Annotated in this window: 17 protein-coding genes and 1 tRNA gene; 10 read left to right on the top strand and 8 right to left on the bottom strand. The window is 70.2% G+C overall.

Going from position 1 to position 19,722, the window contains the following annotated elements; all coding sequences use genetic code 11:
• The first annotated feature begins 11 nt into the window (after window positions 1-11).
• Entirely contained in the window at window positions 12-812 is an 801-nt protein-coding gene (locus tag JYK02_RS18570; RefSeq protein WP_207052816.1) for a sigma-70 family RNA polymerase sigma factor, read from the top strand.
• A 91-nt stretch (window positions 813-903) separates the two neighbouring features.
• Window positions 904-976 (top strand) — tRNA-Phe (locus tag JYK02_RS18565).
• A gap of 64 nt (window positions 977-1,040) precedes the next feature.
• Here the strand turns inward: JYK02_RS18565 and JYK02_RS18560 are convergent.
• Together JYK02_RS18560 and JYK02_RS18555 are read right to left on the bottom strand one after the other, a co-directional pair.
• The gene (locus JYK02_RS18560) at window positions 1,041-1,292 is read right to left on the bottom strand and encodes a hypothetical protein (protein ID WP_207052814.1); all 252 of its coding nucleotides are present in this window, start codon (window positions 1,290-1,292) and stop codon (window positions 1,041-1,043) included.
• A 74-nt stretch (window positions 1,293-1,366) separates the two neighbouring features.
• Window positions 1,367-1,708 carry a hypothetical protein gene (locus tag JYK02_RS18555; RefSeq protein WP_207052812.1) on the bottom strand — a complete coding sequence of 114 codons (342 nt, stop codon included), beginning with the start codon at window positions 1,706-1,708 and terminating at the stop codon, window positions 1,367-1,369.
• 112 nt (window positions 1,709-1,820) lie between these two features.
• On the opposite strand from JYK02_RS18555, the gene JYK02_RS18550 reads away from it, so the two are divergent.
• From JYK02_RS18550 to JYK02_RS18535, 4 genes are all read left to right on the top strand, one after another.
• A complete protein-coding gene (locus tag JYK02_RS18550) occupies window positions 1,821-2,363 on the top strand; it encodes a hypothetical protein (protein WP_207052810.1) in 543 nt (180 codons plus the stop codon).
• Between the two features lie 104 nt (window positions 2,364-2,467).
• Window positions 2,468-3,835, top strand: coding sequence for a M16 family metallopeptidase (locus JYK02_RS18545; RefSeq protein WP_207052808.1), 1,368 nt, complete (start codon window positions 2,468-2,470; stop codon window positions 3,833-3,835).
• 11 nt (window positions 3,836-3,846) lie between these two features.
• Window positions 3,847-5,367: a M16 family metallopeptidase gene (locus JYK02_RS18540; RefSeq protein ID WP_207052806.1), complete on the top strand. Its 1,521-nt coding sequence runs from the start codon at window positions 3,847-3,849 to the stop codon at window positions 5,365-5,367.
• A gap of 161 nt (window positions 5,368-5,528) precedes the next feature.
• Window positions 5,529-7,151 (top strand): fibronectin type III domain-containing protein, encoded by a 1,623-nt coding sequence (locus JYK02_RS18535; RefSeq protein WP_207052804.1) that lies wholly within the window; start codon window positions 5,529-5,531, stop codon window positions 7,149-7,151.
• A gap of 22 nt (window positions 7,152-7,173) precedes the next feature.
• Here the strand turns inward: JYK02_RS18535 and JYK02_RS18530 are convergent, their stop codons facing one another.
• Complete coding sequence (locus JYK02_RS18530) at window positions 7,174-8,370, bottom strand: DUF1615 domain-containing protein (RefSeq protein ID WP_207052802.1); 1,197 nt, start codon at window positions 8,368-8,370, stop codon at window positions 7,174-7,176.
• Between the two features lie 258 nt (window positions 8,371-8,628).
• Between JYK02_RS18530 and JYK02_RS18525 the strand changes: the two genes are divergently transcribed.
• Window positions 8,629-10,848 (top strand): M4 family metallopeptidase, encoded by a 2,220-nt coding sequence (locus JYK02_RS18525; protein WP_242588797.1) that lies wholly within the window; start codon window positions 8,629-8,631, stop codon window positions 10,846-10,848.
• Window positions 10,849-10,967: 119 nt separating this feature from the next.
• Here the strand turns inward: JYK02_RS18525 and JYK02_RS18520 are convergent, their stop codons facing one another.
• The 3 genes from JYK02_RS18520 to JYK02_RS18510 form a co-directional block, all read right to left on the bottom strand.
• Window positions 10,968-11,792 carry a hypothetical protein gene (locus JYK02_RS18520; protein ID WP_242588796.1) on the bottom strand — a complete coding sequence of 275 codons (825 nt, stop codon included), beginning with the start codon at window positions 11,790-11,792 and terminating at the stop codon, window positions 10,968-10,970.
• 92 nt (window positions 11,793-11,884) lie between these two features.
• The gene (locus JYK02_RS18515; RefSeq protein ID WP_207052798.1) at window positions 11,885-12,694 is read right to left on the bottom strand and encodes a hypothetical protein; all 810 of its coding nucleotides are present in this window, start codon (window positions 12,692-12,694) and stop codon (window positions 11,885-11,887) included.
• A 3-nt stretch (window positions 12,695-12,697) separates the two neighbouring features.
• Complete coding sequence (locus tag JYK02_RS18510; protein WP_207052796.1) at window positions 12,698-14,509, bottom strand: acyl-CoA dehydrogenase; 1,812 nt, start codon at window positions 14,507-14,509, stop codon at window positions 12,698-12,700.
• 359 nt (window positions 14,510-14,868) lie between these two features.
• Between JYK02_RS18510 and JYK02_RS18505 the strand changes: the two genes are divergently transcribed.
• Entirely contained in the window at window positions 14,869-15,066 is a 198-nt protein-coding gene (locus tag JYK02_RS18505; protein WP_207052794.1) for a hypothetical protein, read from the top strand.
• Window positions 15,067-15,285: 219 nt separating this feature from the next.
• Window positions 15,286-15,909 carry a hypothetical protein gene (locus JYK02_RS18500; protein WP_207052792.1) on the top strand — a complete coding sequence of 208 codons (624 nt, stop codon included), beginning with the start codon at window positions 15,286-15,288 and terminating at the stop codon, window positions 15,907-15,909.
• Window positions 15,910-16,419: 510 nt separating this feature from the next.
• On the opposite strand, the gene JYK02_RS18495 is transcribed toward JYK02_RS18500, so the two are convergent.
• Both JYK02_RS18495 and JYK02_RS18490 read right to left on the bottom strand, forming a co-directional pair.
• Window positions 16,420-17,211: an FRG domain-containing protein gene (locus JYK02_RS18495; RefSeq protein WP_207052791.1), complete on the bottom strand. Its 792-nt coding sequence runs from the start codon at window positions 17,209-17,211 to the stop codon at window positions 16,420-16,422.
• A gap of 182 nt (window positions 17,212-17,393) precedes the next feature.
• Window positions 17,394-17,630 (bottom strand): hypothetical protein, encoded by a 237-nt coding sequence (locus JYK02_RS18490; RefSeq protein ID WP_120530553.1) that lies wholly within the window; start codon window positions 17,628-17,630, stop codon window positions 17,394-17,396.
• Window positions 17,631-17,904: 274 nt separating this feature from the next.
• Here JYK02_RS18490 and traC point away from each other — a divergent pair, with 274 nt between their 5' ends.
• Complete coding sequence (traC, locus tag JYK02_RS18485) at window positions 17,905-19,719, top strand: outer membrane exchange accessory lipoprotein TraC (protein ID WP_207052790.1); 1,815 nt, start codon at window positions 17,905-17,907, stop codon at window positions 19,717-19,719.
• Window positions 19,720-19,722 lie beyond the last annotated feature (3 nt).

The following is a 19,722-nucleotide window of genomic DNA, read 5'->3' as shown; positions in this document are numbered from 1 at the left end:
GAGGTTGCGTCATGGAAGCCATCTACGAGGAGCGCGAGTCCACGGTCGAGTTTGTCGAGTCCGAGGTGGACTCCGCGGAAGTGGAGATGCGGGTGCGGGGGCACCTGGAGCTGGTCCGCCGGCTGGCCTGGAAGTACCGCTGGACGGGCCTGTCGCTGGAGGAGCTGATGGCGGAGGGCAACGTCGGCCTGGTGGAGGCGGCGCGCCGGTTCGAGGAGCGGGGTGTGCCGTTCGGCGCCTACGCGCAGCAGTGGATCCGCGCGCGCATCCGGGCGTACGTGTCCCGCACCTGGAGTGTGGCGGGGGGCCGCGCGCCGTGGATCGTCTTCCAGCTGCGGCGCGAGCGTGCGCGGCTGGAGGCCCGGTGGGGCGAGGGCCACCCGGAAGTGACGAAGCGGCTGGCCGAGGCGCTGGGCAAGCGGGAGGAGGAGGTGGCGCGGGGGACGGACGCCCTGGCGAAGGACGTGTCGCTGAACGCGCCGCTGGGGTGGGAGGGGGATGTGACGCGGCTGGACATGCTCGAGTCGGAGGACGACTCGGCGGAGGAGCTGGCGGACCGGGGGGCCTGGGCGGAGAAGCTGCACCAGAGCGTGGCGGAGGCGTGGCCGGAGCTGGACGCGAGGGAGCGGGCGCTGGTGAAGGAGCGGATGCTGGCGGAGGACGGGGTGAGCGCGGAGTTCCTGGCGAAGCGCTTCGGGGTGACGGCGGTGCGCATCCGGCAGATCGAGCAGGGGCTGCGCCAGAAGCTGCGCCAGCGGCTGACGGCGGGGTGCACGGCCTGGGACAGCGAATCGCCCCGGCTGGCGGCCTGAGTGTCGGGCGAGGGGGAGGGGTTGGCGGAAAGAGGTTGACGGCGCGGGCAAGTGACCGTAAATCGGCGCTGCCGCTCGCGGTGCGCGGTTCGCCCAAGTAGCTCAGTCGGTAGAGCAGGGGACTGAAAATCCCCGTGTCGGTGGTTCGATTCCGCCCTTGGGCACACCAGTACGAAGAACCTGAAGGGCGTCGGACTCCGGTCCGGCGCCCTTCTGCTTTTTGCGCGCTTACTTCGCGGCGCCAATGCGTGATGCGAACAGGCCGAACTTCTGGCTGTGACGCTCTCGTCGGCACCAGTCCTCGATGAGGTTCAGGTCCACTTCCTTGCTTCGAGCATGGAAGACAGCGAGGGCCTGCTCCAAGCCGCTGAAGTCGTTCCAGAAGAGGAAGGAAGCGAGCCGGTCACGGCATGAGTCAGTCGGTGACAAGACGTACAGCACCTCGTCGTCACGACGGACAGTGCTCCAGCTCTTGATCACTGCATTGAATCCATTGCGGTCCAGTGCTGTGCACACGGCGAAAACAATATCCGTCAGCGATGAAGTGGGCCCGATCACAAGAGTCCCGGCTTGCCAGCACGACGGGGACGGCGCCGCCGCGCGGCAAGCCTGGCCTGCAGGTCCATGTCGCGCTCCCCGAGTTTCCAGAGCAGGGCACTGAGTTCGGTATGCGCGAAGTATCGGGGGTTCAGTGAAACCATCCGTGTTCGTCCCAGCAGCCGACTGACAATGACTGCTTCCCGTTCGAGCGACACCAGAATGGATTGGACGGTGTAGAGGCGTACGCCAATCAGCGCCGCCAACTCACTGGGATAGGTTCCTTCGAGCAGACGGATGGCCACGAGCACCACGGTCCGAGTTGAGGTACCAAAGAGCTGAGAACCCTCGTCGAGCACGAAGATGATTTACCAATTTTATTGGCGATATCGCCAGTATCCTTGGTGATTCTACCGGGTGCACATCCGGGCGCGACGCGGTAGATCGGGGACCCGGAGGTTCATCAACGCAATGGACGCGAACGTGGTGGCGGAGCTGGAGAAGGCGGGCGTGAAGGTGGAGGACCCCATGCGCCTGTTCATCCCCGTGGAACGGGACGAACAGGGCCAGGTGAAGCCCGTGGGCGACGAGGTCCCCGTGCGCTTCGGCGACGTCACCGCCCACGTGCGCCTGCAGCCCATCGCCGCGCTGTGGACCGGGAACAAGCAGCCCCCGGACTTCACCCGGCCCCCCTTCCCCGAGTACGAGCCGTTCTTCTTCCTCGTCGAGGCCACCGCCGCCGGCTTCTGCCGCGACACCCGCCACGCGGAAGTGGACCAGGAGTTCTCCCAGCTCTACCGGCACCTCGCGCGCCGGCCCGACGGCCACCACAAGAACCCCCTCTTCTCCTACCTGCGCGCCGCCGCCCGCCTGTACCTGTCCCTGCGCGACGTCAGCCAGGCGGAGTTCGAGGCCGTCGCCCAGCGGCTCCACCAGTCCGCCAAGCTGCACGCGGGCCACATCGGCAGCACGAACTACTTCCAGTCCGTGCTGCGGCAGGTGCTGGGCGCCTGAGGCTCGCCGGACGCTCCTCGGGGGGCACCCTGGCGGCGTTTCTGGAATAGGGTGCGCTGCCGCCCGTTCCCGGGCGCCGCCGTGGTCCCTCCCCAGGAGCAAGGATGTTCCGTCCGCCGTTGTCGTGGTTCGCCTGTCTGGCCCTCCTGGGTGCGCCCCAGGCCGGGGCCTCCACCCCCGCCGCGAAGCTGGGCTCCGACATCCAGGCCCGCACGCTGAAGAACGGGCTCACCGTCATCGTCTGGCCGGACCACGACATCCCCAACGTGGCGCTCGCCAACTGGTTCCGCGTGGGCAGCCGCAACGAGCGCCCCGGCATCACCGGCCTGTCCCACTTCTTCGAGCACATGATGTTCAACGGCGCGAAGAAGTACGGCCCCGGTGAGTTCGACCGCGTCATGGAGGCCAACGGCGGCGCCAACAACGCCTTCACCTCCGAGGACGTCACCGTCTACCTGGACTGGTTCCCGTCCTCCGCGCTGCCCCTCATCCTGGACCTGGAGCAGGACCGGCTCCAGTCGCTCGCCTTCGACCCCAAGGTCATCGAGTCCGAGCGCGGCGTCGTCTACTCCGAGCGCCGCTCCGGCGTGGACAACGACAACGGCGGCGCGCTGCAGGAGCAGATGCAGTCCACCGCCTTCGTCGCGCACCCGTATCAGATCCCCGTCATCGGCTGGCCGTCCGACATCGAGTCCTGGCGCATGGAGGACCTCCAGCGCTACTTCAAGACGTACTACGCCCCCAACAACGCCACGCTCGTCATCGCGGGCGACGTGGAGCCGGCCCGCGTCTTCGAGCAGGTGGAGGCCACGCTCGGCACCATCCCCTCGCAGCCCGCGCCGGAGCCCGTGCGCACGAAGGAGCCCGAGCAGCAGGGCGAGCGGCGCATCGTCGTGAAGCGGCTGGCCCAGTCCCCGCTGCTCCAGGTCGCCTACCACGGCCTCGCCGCCAACGACCCGGACGCGGAGACGCTGGAGCTGCTGGGCCTCATCCTCACGCACGGAGACTCGTCGCGCCTGCACCGCAAGCTGGTGGACGAGGCCCGCGTGGCCATCCGCGTGCGCGGCACCACCGCCGGCGGCTTCGACCCGACGCTCTCCTGGTTCTACGTGGACCTGCCGCCGGGCGGCGACCTGGCGAAGACGGAAGCGCTGCTCACCGCGGAGCTCCACCGCGTGGTGAAGGACGGCGTCACCGACGCGGAGCTGCAGAAGGCGCGCAACGTCGCCCTGGCCACCTTCTGGCGCAAGCTGGAGACCAACGACGGCCGCGCCCGCGAGCTGGGCAGCGCCGCCACCTTCCGCGGCGACTGGAAGGCCCTGCTCGACGCGCCCTCGCGCTACGAGAAGGTCACCCGCGACGGCGTGAAGGCGCTGGCCGCCCGCATCTTCAACCCCGACCACCGCACGGTGGGCTGGCTCGTCCCCACCACTGAGTCCGCCACCCCGGCCCGCAAGGAGGCCGCGCGATGAGTGCCCACCCGATGCTGACCCCCCGTCCGCTGCGCTCCACCCTCGCCGCGCTGCTGTTCGTCTCCGCGTGCGCGACCACGCAGGCGCCCGCTCCCGACGCCGCGCCCGTGCAGCCGCCGCCGGCACCGGAGGCCCCGGCGAAGGCTCCGGCCACCCCGGCCCCCACCGCGCCGCTGTCCACGAAGGGCGTGACGCTGCCGGAGGCGACCACCGTCACGCTGAAGAACGGCGTGCGGCTGCTGCTGGTGGAGAAGCACGAGCTGCCGCTGGTGTCCTTCAGCGCGTGGCTCAAGGGCGGCTCCGTCACCGACCCCGCTGGCAAGGAGGGCCTGGCCGCGCTCACCGCCGAGCTGCTCCAGAAGGGCGCCGGCTCCCGCAACGCCCAGCAGTTCGCGGAGGCCGTGGACGGCGTGGGCGGCGAGCTGGAGGTCGTGCCGGCCCGCGAGGCCCTCATCCTCAACGGCAGCTTCCAGGCCCGCGACACCGCGCTGATGGTGGAGCTGCTGTCGGACATGCTCGTGCGCCCGCGCTTCGACGCGCAGGAGCTGGAGAAGGCCCGCGCGCTGCGCGTGTCGGAGATCGCCTCCGCCAAGGACGGCGATCCGCGCGCGCTCATCGGCGTGTACTTCAATGCCTTCCACTTCCCCTCGCACCCGTACGGCTTGTCCTCGGTGGGCAGTGAGGCGTCGCTGCCCATGATTGGCCGGGCCGACGTGCTCGGCTGGGCGAAGGCGAACCTGGGCGGGGACCGGCTCATCCTCTCCGTGGTGGGGGACTTCGACGCGAAGCAGCTGGCCGCGAAGCTGGAGGCCGCCCTGGGCGCTTGGGCCCCCGCGGGACAGAAGCTCCCCGCCGTGCCCGCAACCGCGCCCACGAAGGGCCGGCACGTGCTGCTGGTGGACAAGCCGGACGCCACCCAGACGTACTTCGCCATCGGCAACACCGGCATCCGCCGCACGGACCCGGACCGCGTCGTGGCGGAGCTGGGGAACACCGTGCTCGGCGGCCGCTTCACCTCGCTGCTCAACACCGAGCTGCGCGTGAAGACGGGCCTCACCTACGGCGCGCGCTCCGCCATGCAGCAGGCCCGTCAGCCCTACACCGTCGTCCTCACCTCCTATACGCAGACGGCCACCACGGGCCGCGCCATCGACCTGGCGCTGGACGTGCTCGCGCGCTACCGCCAGGACGGCATGGACGACGCCACGCTCGCCTCCGCCCAGGCCTACGTGCTGGGGCAGTTCCCCCCGACACTGGAGACGGGGGACCAGCTGGCCATGAAGCTGTCGGAGCTGGCCTTCTACGAACTGGACGCCCAGGACGTGAACGGGTTCGCGGGCGCCGTGTCCGCCGCCACCCGCGACAGCGTGCGCACCGTGCTCCAGCGCGTCCTGCCCGCCCCGGAGGACCTGACGTTCGTCCTCATCGGCAAGGCGGAGGCCCTGCGCGACGTGGCCCGCAAGTACGGCCCCGTCACGGAGATGAAGATCTCCGACAAGCGCTTTGCCCCGCCGGCGGCGCCCGCCCGCTGAAAGACAGACCCAGGTGGGCGCAAGCCTCCATCCGCGCCCACCTGAAGTACCCATCAAAACGCAAATATCCAGCAAACCCCTGGCGCGCTTCGCGTATAGAGGCGGCGTCGGGTTTGGGCCGGGACCGGACAGCCATTCATCGCTTGTCACCTGGGCCCATCATGTCCTTGCGTCGTCTGTCTTTGTTGCTCGTTCCCGCCTGCGCGGCCTGGCTGGGCTGCGGAGAAGCGCCCCTCCCCTCCGAGGAGCAGACCCCTTCCCCCATCGTGATGGACCCCCGTGAGGGCACGGCGGTCATCTCCAACGAGGACGTGCTGCCGGGCTGCGGAGAGATGGACGCCGGCACCGGGCCGGTGGACGCGGGCACCTCCGTGCTGGTGACGGCGGACACGCGCTTCCACTCCAACGCCGGGGTGACGGTGGTGCCGCAGGACCTGTCCGGCCGCGACGTCGAAATCCTCATCCCCAACGGCATCGACTTCGACCGGCGCACGGGCACGCCGGTGGCGGGGGGCCTGCGCTTCGACAACGTGCCGGACGGCGAGTACTTCCTGCGCTCGAACCGGTTCTACTACCTGACGCGGGAGCGCCACTTCGACCTGGGCGTCAACCGCATCGGCCGTCCGGACGCGGTCTACACGTCCCTCAACGAGACCCCCGTGTCGGCGGAGCTCTTCAACCTGGAGCCCTGGCAGCAGTGGTCCTCCAGCGCCGAGCCGGGCAGCGCCGTGCAGCTCATCAGCGCGGACGTGGACGCGTACAGCTCGTTCTCCTCCAGCGAGGAACTGGCGGTCGGTGCGACGTCCATCGTCGACCCGTACGCCTATGCGTTCTCCAGCAACGGCTACGGGTTGGCCGCCCTGGACCAGGCGAAGGGCGACCGCCTCTACGTGAACCAGCTCAACTCCGTGGCGGTGGGAACGCTGCCGAGCGGCGGGACCCTGGCGTACCAGACGCTGGTGAGCAGCGCGCACCTGCCGTCGTTCTCGTTCACGCCGGACGGCACCACGGCGCTGCCGCTGGCGGCCACGATGACCCCCGTGCGCCAGACGCCCTTCTCGCTGGAGTGGCGCCTGAACGAGTTCTCCCGCTGGCGCACGGACTCGAACCCCACCGGCACCATCAACCTGGCCTCGATGTCGCTGCTGCCCATTCCGTTCGGCTACCAGCACGGCTGGGTGGGCTACCAGGGCGAGCTGTTCAACCTGTGGCTGCCGCGCGGTGAGGACGGCGTCATCACGAACCGGTTCGCCTACGGCAATCCCTATCCGTCGAGCTGGGGCGTGGTGGGCACCATCAGCTACTCGTTCCGGTCTCCGACGCCCGTCATCGTGGGGACCCGCGCCCACTACCCCAGCGGCAACATCTTCATCACCGACCGGATGGACCACCTCATCGCCAGCCCCATCCAGCCGGGCATCTCGCCGCCGCGGGAGCTGCGCATCGACGGCGTGGACGCCTACGTGCCGCGCGTGGTGGGCACCAACCAGCCGGTCATCAGCTGGCGGGCTCCCGCGCTGCGCGCGCCCCGCAACTACGTGGTGTCCGTCCTCCAGTTGATCAGCACCTTCACCGCCACGCCGACGCTGCGCTTCTACGTGCCCGGTGACCGGACGCAGGTCCGCCTGCCGCCGGGCCTGCTGCTGCCCGGGACGAGCTACTACGTGCGCGTGACGGCGGATGACTCGCCGTACTACGAGCCCTCGCGCGCGCCGTACGTCACCGCGGAGCTGCTGCCCGCGGTCAGCGCGGACACGTTCAGCGCCGTCTTCACCACGCCGTAGTCCCCGTCGTGGGTCCGGCCCGCTACCGCGCAGCCTGGCGGTGGCGGGCCATGCAGTGCTGGTAGCGGGCGTCCACCGACTTCGCGAACCATGCGGTGGAGCGCTCCCCGCTCAGCTTCACGCTCTTGAGCGTCACCTGCGGGAGCTGGGCGTAGGCGGGCGCCTCTCCCGTCTGGTTCGCGTAGACGCGCTTCACGGCGAGATACGTGTCCGTCTTCTCGAAGTCCGCCGTCTTCTCCTCCTCCACGTCCCGGCGCACCCGGCGCTCGCTCAGGTCCGGCGCGTAGCGCTGACGGAAGAGGAGCAGCGCCTTGAGGGTCTGACTGTCCTCGCCACGCGGCTCGCCGTCCTTGTCATACAGTTGCAGGTCGCCGTCCGTCGCGAGCGCCACGCCGGTGAGCCGGCTGACCTGGGCCTGCAGGGCCGCGTTGCGGGAGCTGTAGACGCCGGCGTTGTAGTCCGCGAAGCGGTAGAGCGGGGCGTCGTACGCGGCCTCGAAGCCCAAAAGCCGCGCGGTGCCGTAGCGCACGCCGCCCGCGCGCGTGTAGAGCGACTCGCGCACCGCCACCGGATCCGCGTCCGGCCCCGCCTTCTCCTCCGCGTAGCGCACGCTGACCTGCATGGAGCCCGCGGTGGTGACGGGGTTCTGCCCCGCGAACGAGGACGGACCGAACAGCGAGCTGGCCAGGTCCGCGGCCGCGTACGCCGCCGGGTGCTCCTCCTCGTAGTACGCCAGCATGTCCCGGAAGAGCCGGTCCAGGTCCCGCTCCGTGCGCAGGGCGTCCAGCCGCGCGCCGAAGCTGCGCTTCGCCCCCTTCGCCTTCGCCGCGAGGACGTCCTCCAGCAAACGCCGCCCCAGGGGGCCCAGCCGTCCGGCGGTGCTGTCGAGCTTCTGACGCACCATCTTGGACAGGCCCGGCACCGCGGGATCCGCCTGGAAGCCGGACTCCTGCTCGATGATGGCCAGCACCTGACAGACCACCGGCGCTGAAGGAGGAACCTCCTCCGCGTCCAGCGCCGCCAGCACGTCGCGCGCCCAGCCCTCGCGCTCCGTGCCCTTCACCTTCGCTGGCAGCAGGCGCGCCACCTGCGCCACCGACAGCGTGGGCACCGCCGGCACCTGCGCCGCCACCGGCGCCCGCGACGCGCATGCCGTGAGCGTCAGCAGTACCCCCACGCACAGCGCCCCCGTCCACCGGCGGCCGGGCCCTGGCGTCATGTCAGCCTCCCCGTGCATGCTGCCCCCCGTCTCATGAAACATTTTTTGAGACATCCCCGGCACACGTCCGTTCCCTCCACAGACCCGCTGAAGAAGCGGAAGCAGGAGGATGCTTGCTTAAGCGGTAAATCAGGTTCTCCTGGCTTGGTCCGCAGGGTGGGGGAAAGTGACTAAACGCACTTTCTCCAAAAAGTAGTTGCCCTGATGAATTCGAGTGTGTCACGTATCATCCCGCTGTTTCTTCATGGAGGTATCGCGTTGGCTCATCGACTGTTGAAGACGATTGGCGCGGCCTGGCTCGGCGTGGCTCTGACGGCGTGCGGTACGCAGGGTTCCACGGGGGAGGAGACGCAGGCGCCTGAGCAGGAGAAGTCGGGCGAGGACATCCAGACTTCGCTGAACGCGCTGGCCAGCGCCCAGGTGGTGGGCCTGCACGCGGACGGCATCCCGGACAACATCCAGGGCGAGCTGGGCCGGATGGAGCGGACGCTGAACACGCTGGCCGCGAGCCGCCAGGCGGTCTCGGGCGTGGCGAAGGCGTTCCGGCTGAACCCGGACGACCTGGTGCTGCGCAAGTCGAACATCGACGAGCAGGGCAACCAGCACCTGCGCTTCACGCAGACGAAGAACGGCCTGGAGGTCGTCGGCGGTGAGCTGGTGGTGCACGTGCGCCCGGACGGCACGGTGTTCCGCGCCAACGGCTCCGCGCGTGACGGCGTGAACGTCTCCGCGCTGCCCCGCATCGCGGCGGCCTCCGCGCGTGACGCGGCGCTGAGCGCGACGGTGGGCACGGGCCTGCAGGCCCAGGGTGCTCCCCGCCTGGTGTACGTGCGCACCGAGGACGGCGCGCTGCGCCTGGCGTACGAGGTGAAGGTCACGGGCGAGAACGACCTGATGCCCCTGCGCGACCGCGTCTACGTGAGCGCGGTGGACGGCTCCATCGTGCTGCGCGCGCCGGAAATCCACACCGCGCTCAACCGCAAGGTCTACAGCGCGAACAACGGCACCAGCACCCCGGGCACGCTCAAGCGCAGCGAGGGCCAGGCGGCCACCGGTGACTCGCATGTCGACATGAACTACGACATGCTGGGCTACACCTACAACTGCTACAAGACGCTGTTCAACCGCGACTCGCTGAACAACGCGGGCACGGCGCTCATCAGCACGGTGCACTACAGCACCAACTACGTGAACGCCTACTGGGACGGCACCCAGATGGTGTACGGCGATGGCGACGGCGTGAACTCCATCGAGCTGGGCAAGGACGCGGACGTCACGGTCCACGAGCTGACCCACGCGGTGACGGAGAACGAGTCCAACCTCACGTACTCCGGCCAGTCCGGCGGCCTCAACGAGGCCATGTCCGACACGTTCGGCGCCATCTGCGAGAGCTGGCAGTCCGGCACGTGGAGCACCGCGGCGGCCATCTGGATGGTGGGCGAGGACGTCTGGACGCCGGGCACGGCGAACGACGCGCTCCGCTACATGGACGACCCGGCGAAGGACGGCGTGTCCAAGGACTGGGCGGCCAACGTGACGTCCGGCACGGACGTGCACTACAGCTCCGGCGTGCCGAACCTGGCGTTCGCGCTGCTCTCCAAGGGTGGCGTGCACCCGCGCGGCCGCAGCACCATCAACGTGCCGGCCATCGGCGTCGAGAAGGCCGGCCGCATCTGGTACAAGGCCAACACCGACCTGTACGGCGCGAGCACGAACTTCGCGCAGGCGAAGACGCTGACCATCCAGGCGGCGGCGGACCTGGGCTACGACCAGGCCACGCAGGACGCGGTGAAGGCGGCCTGGGAAGCGGTGGGCGTGGGCGTCGTGACGCCTCCTCCGACCTCCACCCCGCTGACCAACGGCACCGCGGTGACGGTGTCCGACAGCACGGGCAACAGCAAGTACTACTCGCTGGTCGTCCCCTCGGGCGCCACGGCGCTGACGTTCACCATCTCCGGTGGCACGGGTGACGCGGACCTGTACGTGCGCTTCGGCGCCGCGCCGGACCTGTCCACCTACGACTGCCGTCCGTACGTCGGTGGCAACGCGGAGACGTGCACCATCACGAACATCCAGGCGGGCACGTACTACGTGATGCTGAACGCCTACGCCTCGTACTCGAACGTGTCGCTGAAGGGCTCCTACACCCCCGGCGGTGGCGGTGGCGGCAACGTGCTGCAGAGCAACGTGCCGGTGACGGGCGTCTCCGGTGCCTCCGGCTCCTTCACCAACGAGTGGATCACCCTGGACGTGCCGGCGAACAAGACGGTCACCATCACCACCTCCGGTGGCACGGGTGACGCGGACCTGTACGTGCGCTTCGGCTCCTCGCCGACGACGACCGCGTACGACTGCCGTCCGTACCTGTCCGGCAACACGGAGACCTGCACCCTCACCAAGACGACCGCGGGCAAGTACTACGTGAAGGTCCGCGGCTACACGGCCTACTCGGGCGTGACGCTCAAGGCCGTCTACTAGTCGCACCCGCTTCCAGCCCGGCTCCTCTCGCGTGAGGGGAGTCCGGGATGAAGACAGGCACCCGGGGAGCCGCCATGGCTTCCCGGGTGTCGTCGTTTCAGGACTGCGTTGGGGCCAGGCTACTTGCGCACCTGCACGTCGCGCGCGACGGTGCGGCCTCCCATGAGGACGAACTGCGCGCGCACCGGGGTGCCCTCCTGGAGCTCCTTGAGCGGCACGCGCTGGCCCTGGCGCAGGCCCCGGCTGCGCTGGTCGAGCTGGAGCTCGTAGACGGTGCCCTCGCCGTCGCGCACGTGCAGGGTGTCCTTGCCCACGCGCGTCACGCGGCCGTTCACCGTGCTGGACGCGATGATGACCTGCTCCAGCGGGCGGTTGGAGGAGTTGTCCGTGACCGCCGCTTGAGCCGCCTTGGCCGCGCCCTCGTACCAGGCCTCGTCGTCGCTGGCCTGCACGGCCTGTGCGCCAATCATCACCCGGCCCTCGGCGGGCGCCTGTGTCGCGGGAGCGCCGTTCGCGTTCGCCGGGGCCTGCTGGGCGTTCGCGTTCGGGTTCGCCTGGGCCTGCCGCTGGGCATTCGTGTTCGGTGCCGCCGTGCGCTGACGGGCCGGCGTGGTCGCGGGAGCCTGCGCCGTGGTGCCTTGCGCGGGCTCGTTCACCCGGGGGCCGGGAAGGGGCCGGGCGCCGGGTGGAGGCGGTGCCGTGTCCGCGGGCACCTGCGCGTTCGCCGCCGGCAGCGCGTCACCGCTCAGGGAACGGTCGCCGTCCACTGTGCTCCGCGCCAGCGCCGGCGTGGCGGGCACCATCAGCCCACCGGTCGCGGAGTCCCGGGCCTGCATGGCCGTCGGCGTCTCCGTCATCACCGTGTCCGCGGTGTCGTGCTCCTGACAGCCGGAAGCAAGCGAGCACAGCCCCACCATCCCCAACCACATCCACCGTCCACCCATCCGCCAACCCTCCCGCAGGCGAACCTGCGGACGACCCCCTGCCGTTGCAAGCGTCATGCATCCGGAAGGGTGTTGGCTTCTGGATGCGAGGGCTACGCGGGGAAGGTGACGGCCACGGCGTGCACGTGCTCGCGCACCAGGGCGCGCGCGGCCAGCAGCGCCGGTGCGTCGGCGGGCGTGTAGCCCAGGCACAGCACCACGTCGTCCTCGGGGGCGGCGCGCGTGCCCAGCACCGCGTAGTCGAGCGAGCGCGGAGTGGGTTCGCCTTCCGTGTCATGGGCGAAGCGGCCGAACACCGTCGCCTGTCCGTCGCGGCCAGGGGCCGTCTCCTTGAGGGCGAAGAGGCGGCGCATGGCGGCGAGCGACTCGGGGCGCTCGCGCAGGACGTCCGGGGACGCGGGGCCGCCCAGCTCCCACTCCAGGAGCTTCAGGCAGCCGCGCACGAACTCCACGTCGGTGATGACCAGCCCGTAGAGGTACCAGTCCGCGCACGCGGCCTGGACCAGCCGGGCCTGCGCGTCGGTGAGCCAGCCGAAGGACGGACAGGTGAACGTCTCGCAGACTTCGGCGCGGTAGACGCCGCAGTCGCGCAGGTCCGTGCCGCCCGTCACCAGGGGATGGCCCAGGCAGCCCACGCGCTGGTGCTCCGCGTCCAGGAAGCCCAGCAGGGGACACACCCGCACGATGGGGAAGAGCGCGGGCGCGTCCCGGTTCGCGGTGAGCTCTCGCGCGGCCTCGCCGTAGGCCTCGGGCGTGTGCGGCGTGCGGGACAGCCGCTCCGTCTGCGCCGTGAGCCGCCGGGTCAGCGCCGCGCGGGAGTGGTCGCGGAAGTTGTAGAGGCCGCAGCAGGCGCCGCACGAGGCGCCCCTGCCGGGCTGGCACAGGTGGAAGGAGACGGACATCTCCTAGAACCAGTCCGGACGCATGCGTGCGTAGGAGTCCTCGCCCGTGCGGCACAGGTGGGCGAGCAGCGGCACGCGCGGCACCTCCACCGCGAACCAGTACTGCGCGGCGGCGAGCTTGCCCTCGTAGAAGCCGGTGTCCTCCGCGCTCGCCGTGCGCGCCAGGCCCTCCTTCGCGGCGGCGGCCTGCGCCAGCCAGCGCCACGCCACGGTCACCACGCTGAACAGCTCCAGGAAGTCCGTGCTGTGACGGAGCATCACGTCCACTTCACCCGCCATGCCTCGCGCGCCCAGCTCCAGCGTGAGGGCGGTGGCCTGTCCGAGCGCGTCCTCCAGCGCGTCGCTCCACGCGGGCTCCACGCCGGCGGCGCGGGCGCGCGCGGTGGTGGCCCGCACCTCCTCGTCGAGCGCCTGGAGCGCGGCGCCCCCTTCCGCCACCGCCTTGCGCCCGAGCAGGTCCAGGCCCTGGATGCCGGTGGTGCCCTCGTGGATGCTGTTGAGCTTCTGGTCGCGCAGCCACGCCTCCGGGAGGTACTCGCTGGAGTAGCCGTAGCCGCCGTGGATCTGCAGCGCGAGCGCGTTGGCCTCGAAGCCCTTCTCCGCGGGGAACGTCTTGGCGATGGGCGTGAGCAGGTCCAGGAGCAGGTGCGCGCGCTTGCGCGTGGGCTCGTCCGGGGCGTGGTTCGCGAGGTCCGCCTGCGTGGAGGTGGTGAGCAGCAGCGCGAGGCCGCCCTCCACGATGGCCTTCTGGCGCAGCAGCATGCGGCGCACGTCGGCGTGCTCGATGATGGGGGACTGGGCGCGCGTGGTGTCGCGGATGCCGGCGGGCCGGCCCTGGGGGCGCTCGCGCGCGTAGGAGAGCGATTCCTGGTAGGCGACGGCGGCGGTGGACACGCCGTTGAGGCCCACCATGATGCGCGCCTCGTTCATCATCTGGAACATGCACGCGAGCCCGCGTCCGGGCTGGCCCACGAGCCAGCCATGACAGTCATTGGCCTCGCCGAAGTTGAGCACGAGGCTGGGCAGGCCGCGCCAGCCAATCTTGTGGATGACGCCGGCCACCTGGACGTCGTTGGGGACCAGCGTGTCTGCCTGCGGCCTCTTCGCGGGCACGGCGAAGAGGGACACGCCGCGCGTGCCGCCCTCCGCGCCCTCGATGCGGGCGAGGGTGAGGTGCACGACGTTGTCGGTGAAGTCCTGGTCGCCGCCGCTGATGAAGATCTTGGAGCCCTGGAGGCGGAAGGAGCCGTCCGGCGCGGGCGTGGCGCGCGTCTTCACGTCCGCGAGGCTGCTGCCGGCCTGGGGCTCGGTGAGGGCCATGGTGCCGGTCCACTCACCGCGGTACAGCCGCGCCATGAAGGTGTCGCGCAGGAAGGGCGTGCCGAAGACCTCCAGCAGGTGCGCGGCGCCGAGCGTGAGGCCCAGGTAGCCATAGGCGCTCAGGTTGGCGGCCATGAGGTAGGCGCTGGCCACGGCGTGCACGGTGAGGGGGAGCTGCTGGCCGCCGACGTCCGGGGGGCGGGTGGCGGTGAGCAGGCCCAGGTCGACCATGCCGGCGTAGAGCGAGCGCATGGCGGGATGCACGCGCACGCGGCCGTGCTCGAAGACGGGCGGGGCGGCGTCCATGGGCCGGTAGGTGGGCGCGAGCACCTCGCGGGCGAAGCGGCGGGTGCTGTCGAGCAGGAGCGCGAAGGTGTCGCGCGAGTGCTCCTGGAAGGCGGGCAGCGCGCAGAGGGCGGCGGTGTCCAGCGCTTCGTAGAGCTGGAAGTCCACGTCGCGGTCCGACAGCAGGGGATTGGGGCGGGGCACGCTCATGCCCTGGTTCCCTACCAGGACGCGATGGGGCCGTCGAAGTCGTCGTGCGGCGGGCATCCACCGCCGGACGGGGGAGGGGCGGAGTCCGGGTGGGAGGAGGGGGGGCGGGGAGCAGGCGGGGGCAGCGAGGGCCTGGGTTTCCAGGAAGGGGGTGGGGTGTCGTGTCGCCCGGTGCCAGCGTCTTGCATTGGCGCACCTCCATGTGGGGCGTTCCGGTGGCGCTGAGACGAAGGTGTGTCCCATGGCTGTCCATTGCCAGGCGGGGGGAACGGACGGGGAGGCAGGGTCCCGCAGCGCACGCCGCCCCGGGCCTGCGGGAGGGGCGGGCGCGATGCACCGTTGGCAGTGGAGGAGCTCACATGCTCATCGTCGGCGCGCTCGTGGTGGGAATCCTGGTGATGATGTTGGTGATTGGCGGGGTCATCGTCGGAGGTGCGCTCGCGCACAAGAACGCGCGCGACGATGTCGCACGCTGGGCCAGGGAAGACGCCGAGCGCGCAACGCGGCGAGACCGGGACAGGTCCGGGCCCATGGGTGGAGAGCCCGTGCACGCGTGAACACGGTATTGGAGCCGAAGAGGCGTGCGGCTAGGGTGCTCCGCTGGCGGACGATGGAATGAGCCGCGACGGTGGAGCGGAGCCCCAATGACACGCCTCTGGCCATGGCTCCTGCTCGTGACTGCTTGTGCGAGCGCGCCCGCTTCGAATGAGCGTTACACCGAACCCGGGAGGGGCGAACCCGTTCGAGGGCCTTGGTCGGAAGTCGCCTCGTTCGAAATGCCCACAGGCGATGTCACCCTCCCCATTGATTTGCTCAAGGACGTCGCCGACGCATTGCTCAAGCTGCCTGGCGCGAAGGCTTGCGATCCCGTCAGTCAGCGGCCCATCGTGGGCATGTCGATGGAGTACTGCTCGACGGTGTACGTCGCCGGGACGGATGAAGCCCTGTCCTGGAGGGTCACGAAGCCGCTACGCGGGTCCTATAACGGATGCCAGCCGTCCTCGGATGTGACGGACAGCGACCATCCCTCGGACCACGTTTGGATCGTCGGCTACATCCACAATCATCCATGCGGAACTCCACCCTCCACTCTCGATCTCACCGTGTGGCCGACGGATGCATTCGCTGGGAGGCCCGCGATGGCGGAGTTCCGGATGATTCCGGGCAACCCCGCGCCAGCGACATTCAAGGGACAGGCTCTGTTGATGGCCTCCGCCCTCGTCGCGGTGCAGAAGGACGGTTCACGCGTCTTCCTGCGCTACTTTCCCACGGGCGAGATTGAACAGTGGAGCCAGCGGGAGCGGCGCTGGCGGCTCCTGGGCACCTGCGTCCCGACGAACACCCGTTACAGCTCCGCCCCGCTGTGCCGGGACGGAGCAATCCAACTGCTTCCCGAATAGGAACTGGGATGAGGAACGTCTGCGCGCTGTTCGGTGTCGTGGCGATGGTGACGGGATGCGCCGCCCGGGCTCCTGCCTGGAAGGGAACCGTTGAATGGCCCGATGAGCAGTCCGCGAAACTGGTGGGACAGCCCATGGAGGCTGGGGCCGTTCTCGCGGCCGCGGGTGCCATCCGCGAGTTGATCCGCACCAACCCCTATCCACGCCTGTTCGACGGCTGCTCGAGCCCGGAGCAGGGGCTGGTAGCCGTGGTCTTCACGGGACCGACGGAAGGGCTCTACTACGTGAGGGTGATCCACGACTTCGTCCGATGTCGCGGGCCACGCTTTCGCATCCTGGATGGGTGGGACGTCTATGCCGTCACCCCTCAAGGACAGGTCGTCGCCAAGGATCCGCTGGGGCCAGGAGAAGCTCCATCACCGGCTCCGGACCCCCAGCCTCCTGTGACGCCGCCCCCACCACAGGATGCCCCACCGCCTGCTCCCGAAGCGCCCGCGAACGGACCTGTACCTACCGGGGACGCGGGGCGTAGTAGCGGCGGAGCCAGCGGCTGAGGCCGTCCAGGCCGGGGAAGAGGACCCGCTCGGTGATGTTCGCCTGGTCGAGCTTGTCCCGGACCTCCCACTTGAGCTTCGCCGGCACCACCAGCCTTCGCACCCCTTGGTGCTGGTGCCCCAGGAAGTCGTTGAGGCTCAGGTCCGGCCCGTTCATCACCGAGAACAGCGCGAACTGGTTCACGATGCGCGCATCCAGCGACGGCGGCTCGAAGAACAACACGAAGGGCTCCGCCCCCAGCCCGTCGAACGTCGCCAGGTCCCCCGCCACCGACGCCAGCATCTCCGCCGTGAACACGTCCGCGCCCTCCAGCCGCAGTTGCTCACGCAGCGGCCTGGGCAACTGCTGGTTCGTCTGGTGGTAGTCCACGCACCAGACCGCGCCGTCCTGCTCCAGCAGGTCCATGCGCTCCGTCATGAAGTGCAGCGCCACGTACGGGCTGAACGTCCAGTCCAGCAGCCGCGTGGGCATCCCGTGGTGCTGCGCCAGCGCCAGCCAGTCCCAGATGGACGTCAGCCGCTCCGTGCCCGGCACGCCCCTGGCGTACTTGCGGAAGGCCCGCAGCAGGTCGCGCTCGTGCCGCACGAAGGCACCCTGGCGGTTGAGCGTCGCCGTCAAATCCAGCTTCGCGTCCGGGACGCCCCGGAACACGAAGCTCGTGCGGAACCGGCCCAGCGGCTCATTCCATGAGCCCGCGAAGAGCAGGTCCTGCAGCTCCAGCCAGGATGTGACACGCCGCTCCTGCATCCGCTGTTCCCCCACGGCCTGACAAGGTGTCCCCTGTCCTTCAGGGACGCAGTGTCCGGAGGTACAAGACGCGGGACCGGACGACGGGCGCCCCTCCAGCCTGCTCCCCCTGCCAGCAAAGAGGCGCGGAAGCGGGCAGGACGCCCGGCCGTCTCAATCACAGACTTGAAACAGGAGACGCCTCAAGGCTGCCCGAAGTTCGCGGGCTGCGTGAAGGCATACGAGCTGGCGCCCGGCGCCTTGTCCTGCTGGAACAGGGGGCACTTGGCGCAGGTGAAGCTCTCCCAGTCCTGACGGACCGCCACGTCGATGCAGCCGCCGTAGAAGCGGCAGTGGACGTTGCGGTACTCCTCGATGGAGAACGAGTCGGCCCGCAGCGGGAGGTGGAACTTGGTGGGACGCGGCTGTGGACAAGGCATTGGATTCCTCTAGCCCCCCTCGTGGGTGCTGATTCCCTCTACTGACTGGTGCGTCGCGTCATTCCCGGAGTGCCGCTGCCCGGACACTGAACGCCTGCACCCCGTCTCATCGCTGCCAGCAGAAGACTGTGTGGGTGTGAAACATCCAAAAGGCACAACAGCCTAATGACGACGGGCGCCCCTGGCCCGACCCACCAGGATGTCTGCCTTCACGCGGAGCAACCGGCCGGGCGGGCCGTCGGAATCTTCACGCCCGGCGTGCTTTCCCGCGAGAATGCGGCGCGTGAGCTCCCCCGCCCGAATCCCCCCCGCCCCCTCCCGCTGGCTGAGCGCCCTGGCCCTGCTGTCCCTGGTGCTGCTCAGCGGCTGTTCCGCCTTCTCCCGCGCGGTGCGCGAGGGCGACGGCGCCGTGAAGGAGCGCCACTGGGCGGAGGCCGAAGCGGCCTACCTGCGCGCCCTGGCCGCGGACCCGGAGGCCTCCGAAATCACCGTGAAGCTGCGCGCGGTGCGCAAGGAGTGGGGCGCGGAGGTGTACCAGGAGGCCGGCGCCGCCCATTCGTCCGGGGACCTGCCGTCCGCCACCAAGCTGCTGGTGCGCGTGCTGGAGCTGGACCCCGACCACGAGGGGGCTCGCGCGCTGCTCGCCCAGACGCTGGAGGCGCGCGTGGGCGTGGCCCTGGGGCTGCTCAAGGAGGAGAAGCTCCAGGACGCCCGCGCGGAGCTGGACGCGGTGCTGGCCGTGTCGCCGGACCACGTGAACGCCCGCAAGGGCGTGGACGCGGTGCAGGTGGCATGGGCGAAGCGCTTCTTCGCCAGCGCGGACACGCTGGAGAAGGCCGGCAAGCTGGGCAACGCGCTGGTGGCGTACGTGCGCGCGGACCAGGAGCGCGTGGGCGCCACCGCCGCCCGGGAGCGCGCGGAGGCCGTGCGGCAGCGGCTGCGCGACGAGGTGGCCTTCCTGGTGGTGGCCACGCCCGTGGAGGACAACGCCCAGGCCCCCGACGTGGCCCAGCGGCTGAGCGCGGGACGGCTGGCCGCGGCGCTCCCCACGAAGCTGCCCCTGAAGGTCGTGACGGAGGCCCCCCCGGGCCGCGTGGGCGTGAAGCTGGACCTGGCGCTGGAGCGCGTGCTGCCGCTCAAGGCGGTGGAGGACTCGCAGAAGAGCCAGCGCTACCTCGCGGGCAACCGCTCCGTGCCCAACCCCAAGCGCGGCGACTTCGAGAAGAAGCTCCTGGAGACGGAGCGCACCCTGGAATCGGTGGAGCGCAAGCAGGCCGCCGTGCTGCGCGAGTACCTGCGCGCCCAGGTGGAGCTGGGCACGCTGCGCGACGCCGCCGAGCGCTGCCGCGAGCGGGAGAAGCGCGAGTGCCGCGAGGCCATCCAGGAGTGTGGTGAAGAGGCCCGCGACGCGAAGAGCCCCGGCAAGATGCCCAGCGAGTGCGACCCGGAGCGGTGCTCGGGGCAGTGCACGCAGGATGAAGGCCTGATGGTGCAGAAGGCCAAGGCGGCGCGCGTGCTGGAGCTGGCGGTGCAGGCGGCGCTGGACAAGGCGGAGCTGCAGCGCGCCGAGGTGCAGCGCAACCGCGACGCCGTCTTCCGCGAGCCCATCACCGTGGAGGAGCCCATGTACTCGGACTTTGTCTACGACGTGCAGCTGCACCGGCTCACCGTGACGGCCACCGTGACGGCGGTGATGCGCGACCTCCTGGCGCCGCAGCAGGTGGCCGCGCCCAACACGCAGGACTACGCGGTGCTGCACGAGGACCTGGCGCACAAGGGCTATGACCGCTACGGCGTGCTCGCGGACCCCGTGCAGCTGCGCAACGAGCTGGAGCTGCGCGTGGACGCGGGCGACAAGGCCGTGGCGGACGTGGCGAAGCACGTGAAGGAGCGCTTCGACCTGTACCGCGGCAAGCGCGTGGAGGACGCCCGGCGCGGCATGGTGCGCCCCGGCGCCGAGGACGTGGTGGAGACCGCCGTGCGCGCGCTGCTGCTCACCGCGGACGCGCCCCCGCAGGACATCCTCCAGCCCGTCGCCCGCGCGCGCGGCCTCACGAAGCCCGAGGCCCTGCTGGGACTCGGGAAGTAGGCC

The organism is Corallococcus macrosporus, from assembly GCF_017302985.1.
Taxonomy (GTDB): Bacteria; Myxococcota; Myxococcia; order Myxococcales; family Myxococcaceae; genus Corallococcus; species Corallococcus macrosporus_A.
Note: the sequence above shows the minus strand (reverse complement) of the source record. Positions and strands in the feature narration are given on the sequence as shown.

Excerpts from the sequence above, each read along its gene's own strand:
- JYK02_RS18570 (WP_207052816.1), top strand. The coding sequence starts at position 12 with ATGGAAGCCATCTACGAGGAGCGCGAGTCCACGGTCGAGTTTGTCGAG.
- JYK02_RS18550 (WP_207052810.1), top strand. The coding sequence starts at position 1,821 with ATGGACGCGAACGTGGTGGCGGAGCTGGAGAAGGCGGGCGTGAAGGTG.
- JYK02_RS18545 (WP_207052808.1), top strand. The coding sequence starts at position 2,468 with ATGTTCCGTCCGCCGTTGTCGTGGTTCGCCTGTCTGGCCCTCCTGGGT.
- JYK02_RS18540 (WP_207052806.1), top strand. The coding sequence starts at position 3,847 with ATGCTGACCCCCCGTCCGCTGCGCTCCACCCTCGCCGCGCTGCTGTTC.
- JYK02_RS18535 (WP_207052804.1), top strand. The coding sequence starts at position 5,529 with ATGTCCTTGCGTCGTCTGTCTTTGTTGCTCGTTCCCGCCTGCGCGGCC.
- JYK02_RS18530 (WP_207052802.1), bottom strand. The coding sequence starts at position 8,370 with ATGACGCCAGGGCCCGGCCGCCGGTGGACGGGGGCGCTGTGCGTGGGG.
- JYK02_RS18520 (WP_242588796.1), bottom strand. The coding sequence starts at position 11,792 with ATGGGTGGACGGTGGATGTGGTTGGGGATGGTGGGGCTGTGCTCGCTT.
- JYK02_RS18515 (WP_207052798.1), bottom strand. The coding sequence starts at position 12,694 with ATGTCCGTCTCCTTCCACCTGTGCCAGCCCGGCAGGGGCGCCTCGTGC.
- JYK02_RS18510 (WP_207052796.1), bottom strand. The coding sequence starts at position 14,509 with ATGAGCGTGCCCCGCCCCAATCCCCTGCTGTCGGACCGCGACGTGGAC.
- JYK02_RS18505 (WP_207052794.1), top strand. The coding sequence starts at position 14,869 with ATGCTCATCGTCGGCGCGCTCGTGGTGGGAATCCTGGTGATGATGTTG.
- JYK02_RS18500 (WP_207052792.1), top strand. The coding sequence starts at position 15,286 with ATGCCCACAGGCGATGTCACCCTCCCCATTGATTTGCTCAAGGACGTC.
- JYK02_RS18495 (WP_207052791.1), bottom strand. The coding sequence starts at position 17,211 with ATGCAGGAGCGGCGTGTCACATCCTGGCTGGAGCTGCAGGACCTGCTC.
- JYK02_RS18490 (WP_120530553.1), bottom strand. The coding sequence starts at position 17,630 with ATGCCTTGTCCACAGCCGCGTCCCACCAAGTTCCACCTCCCGCTGCGG.
- traC (WP_207052790.1), top strand. The coding sequence starts at position 17,905 with ATGCGGCGCGTGAGCTCCCCCGCCCGAATCCCCCCCGCCCCCTCCCGC.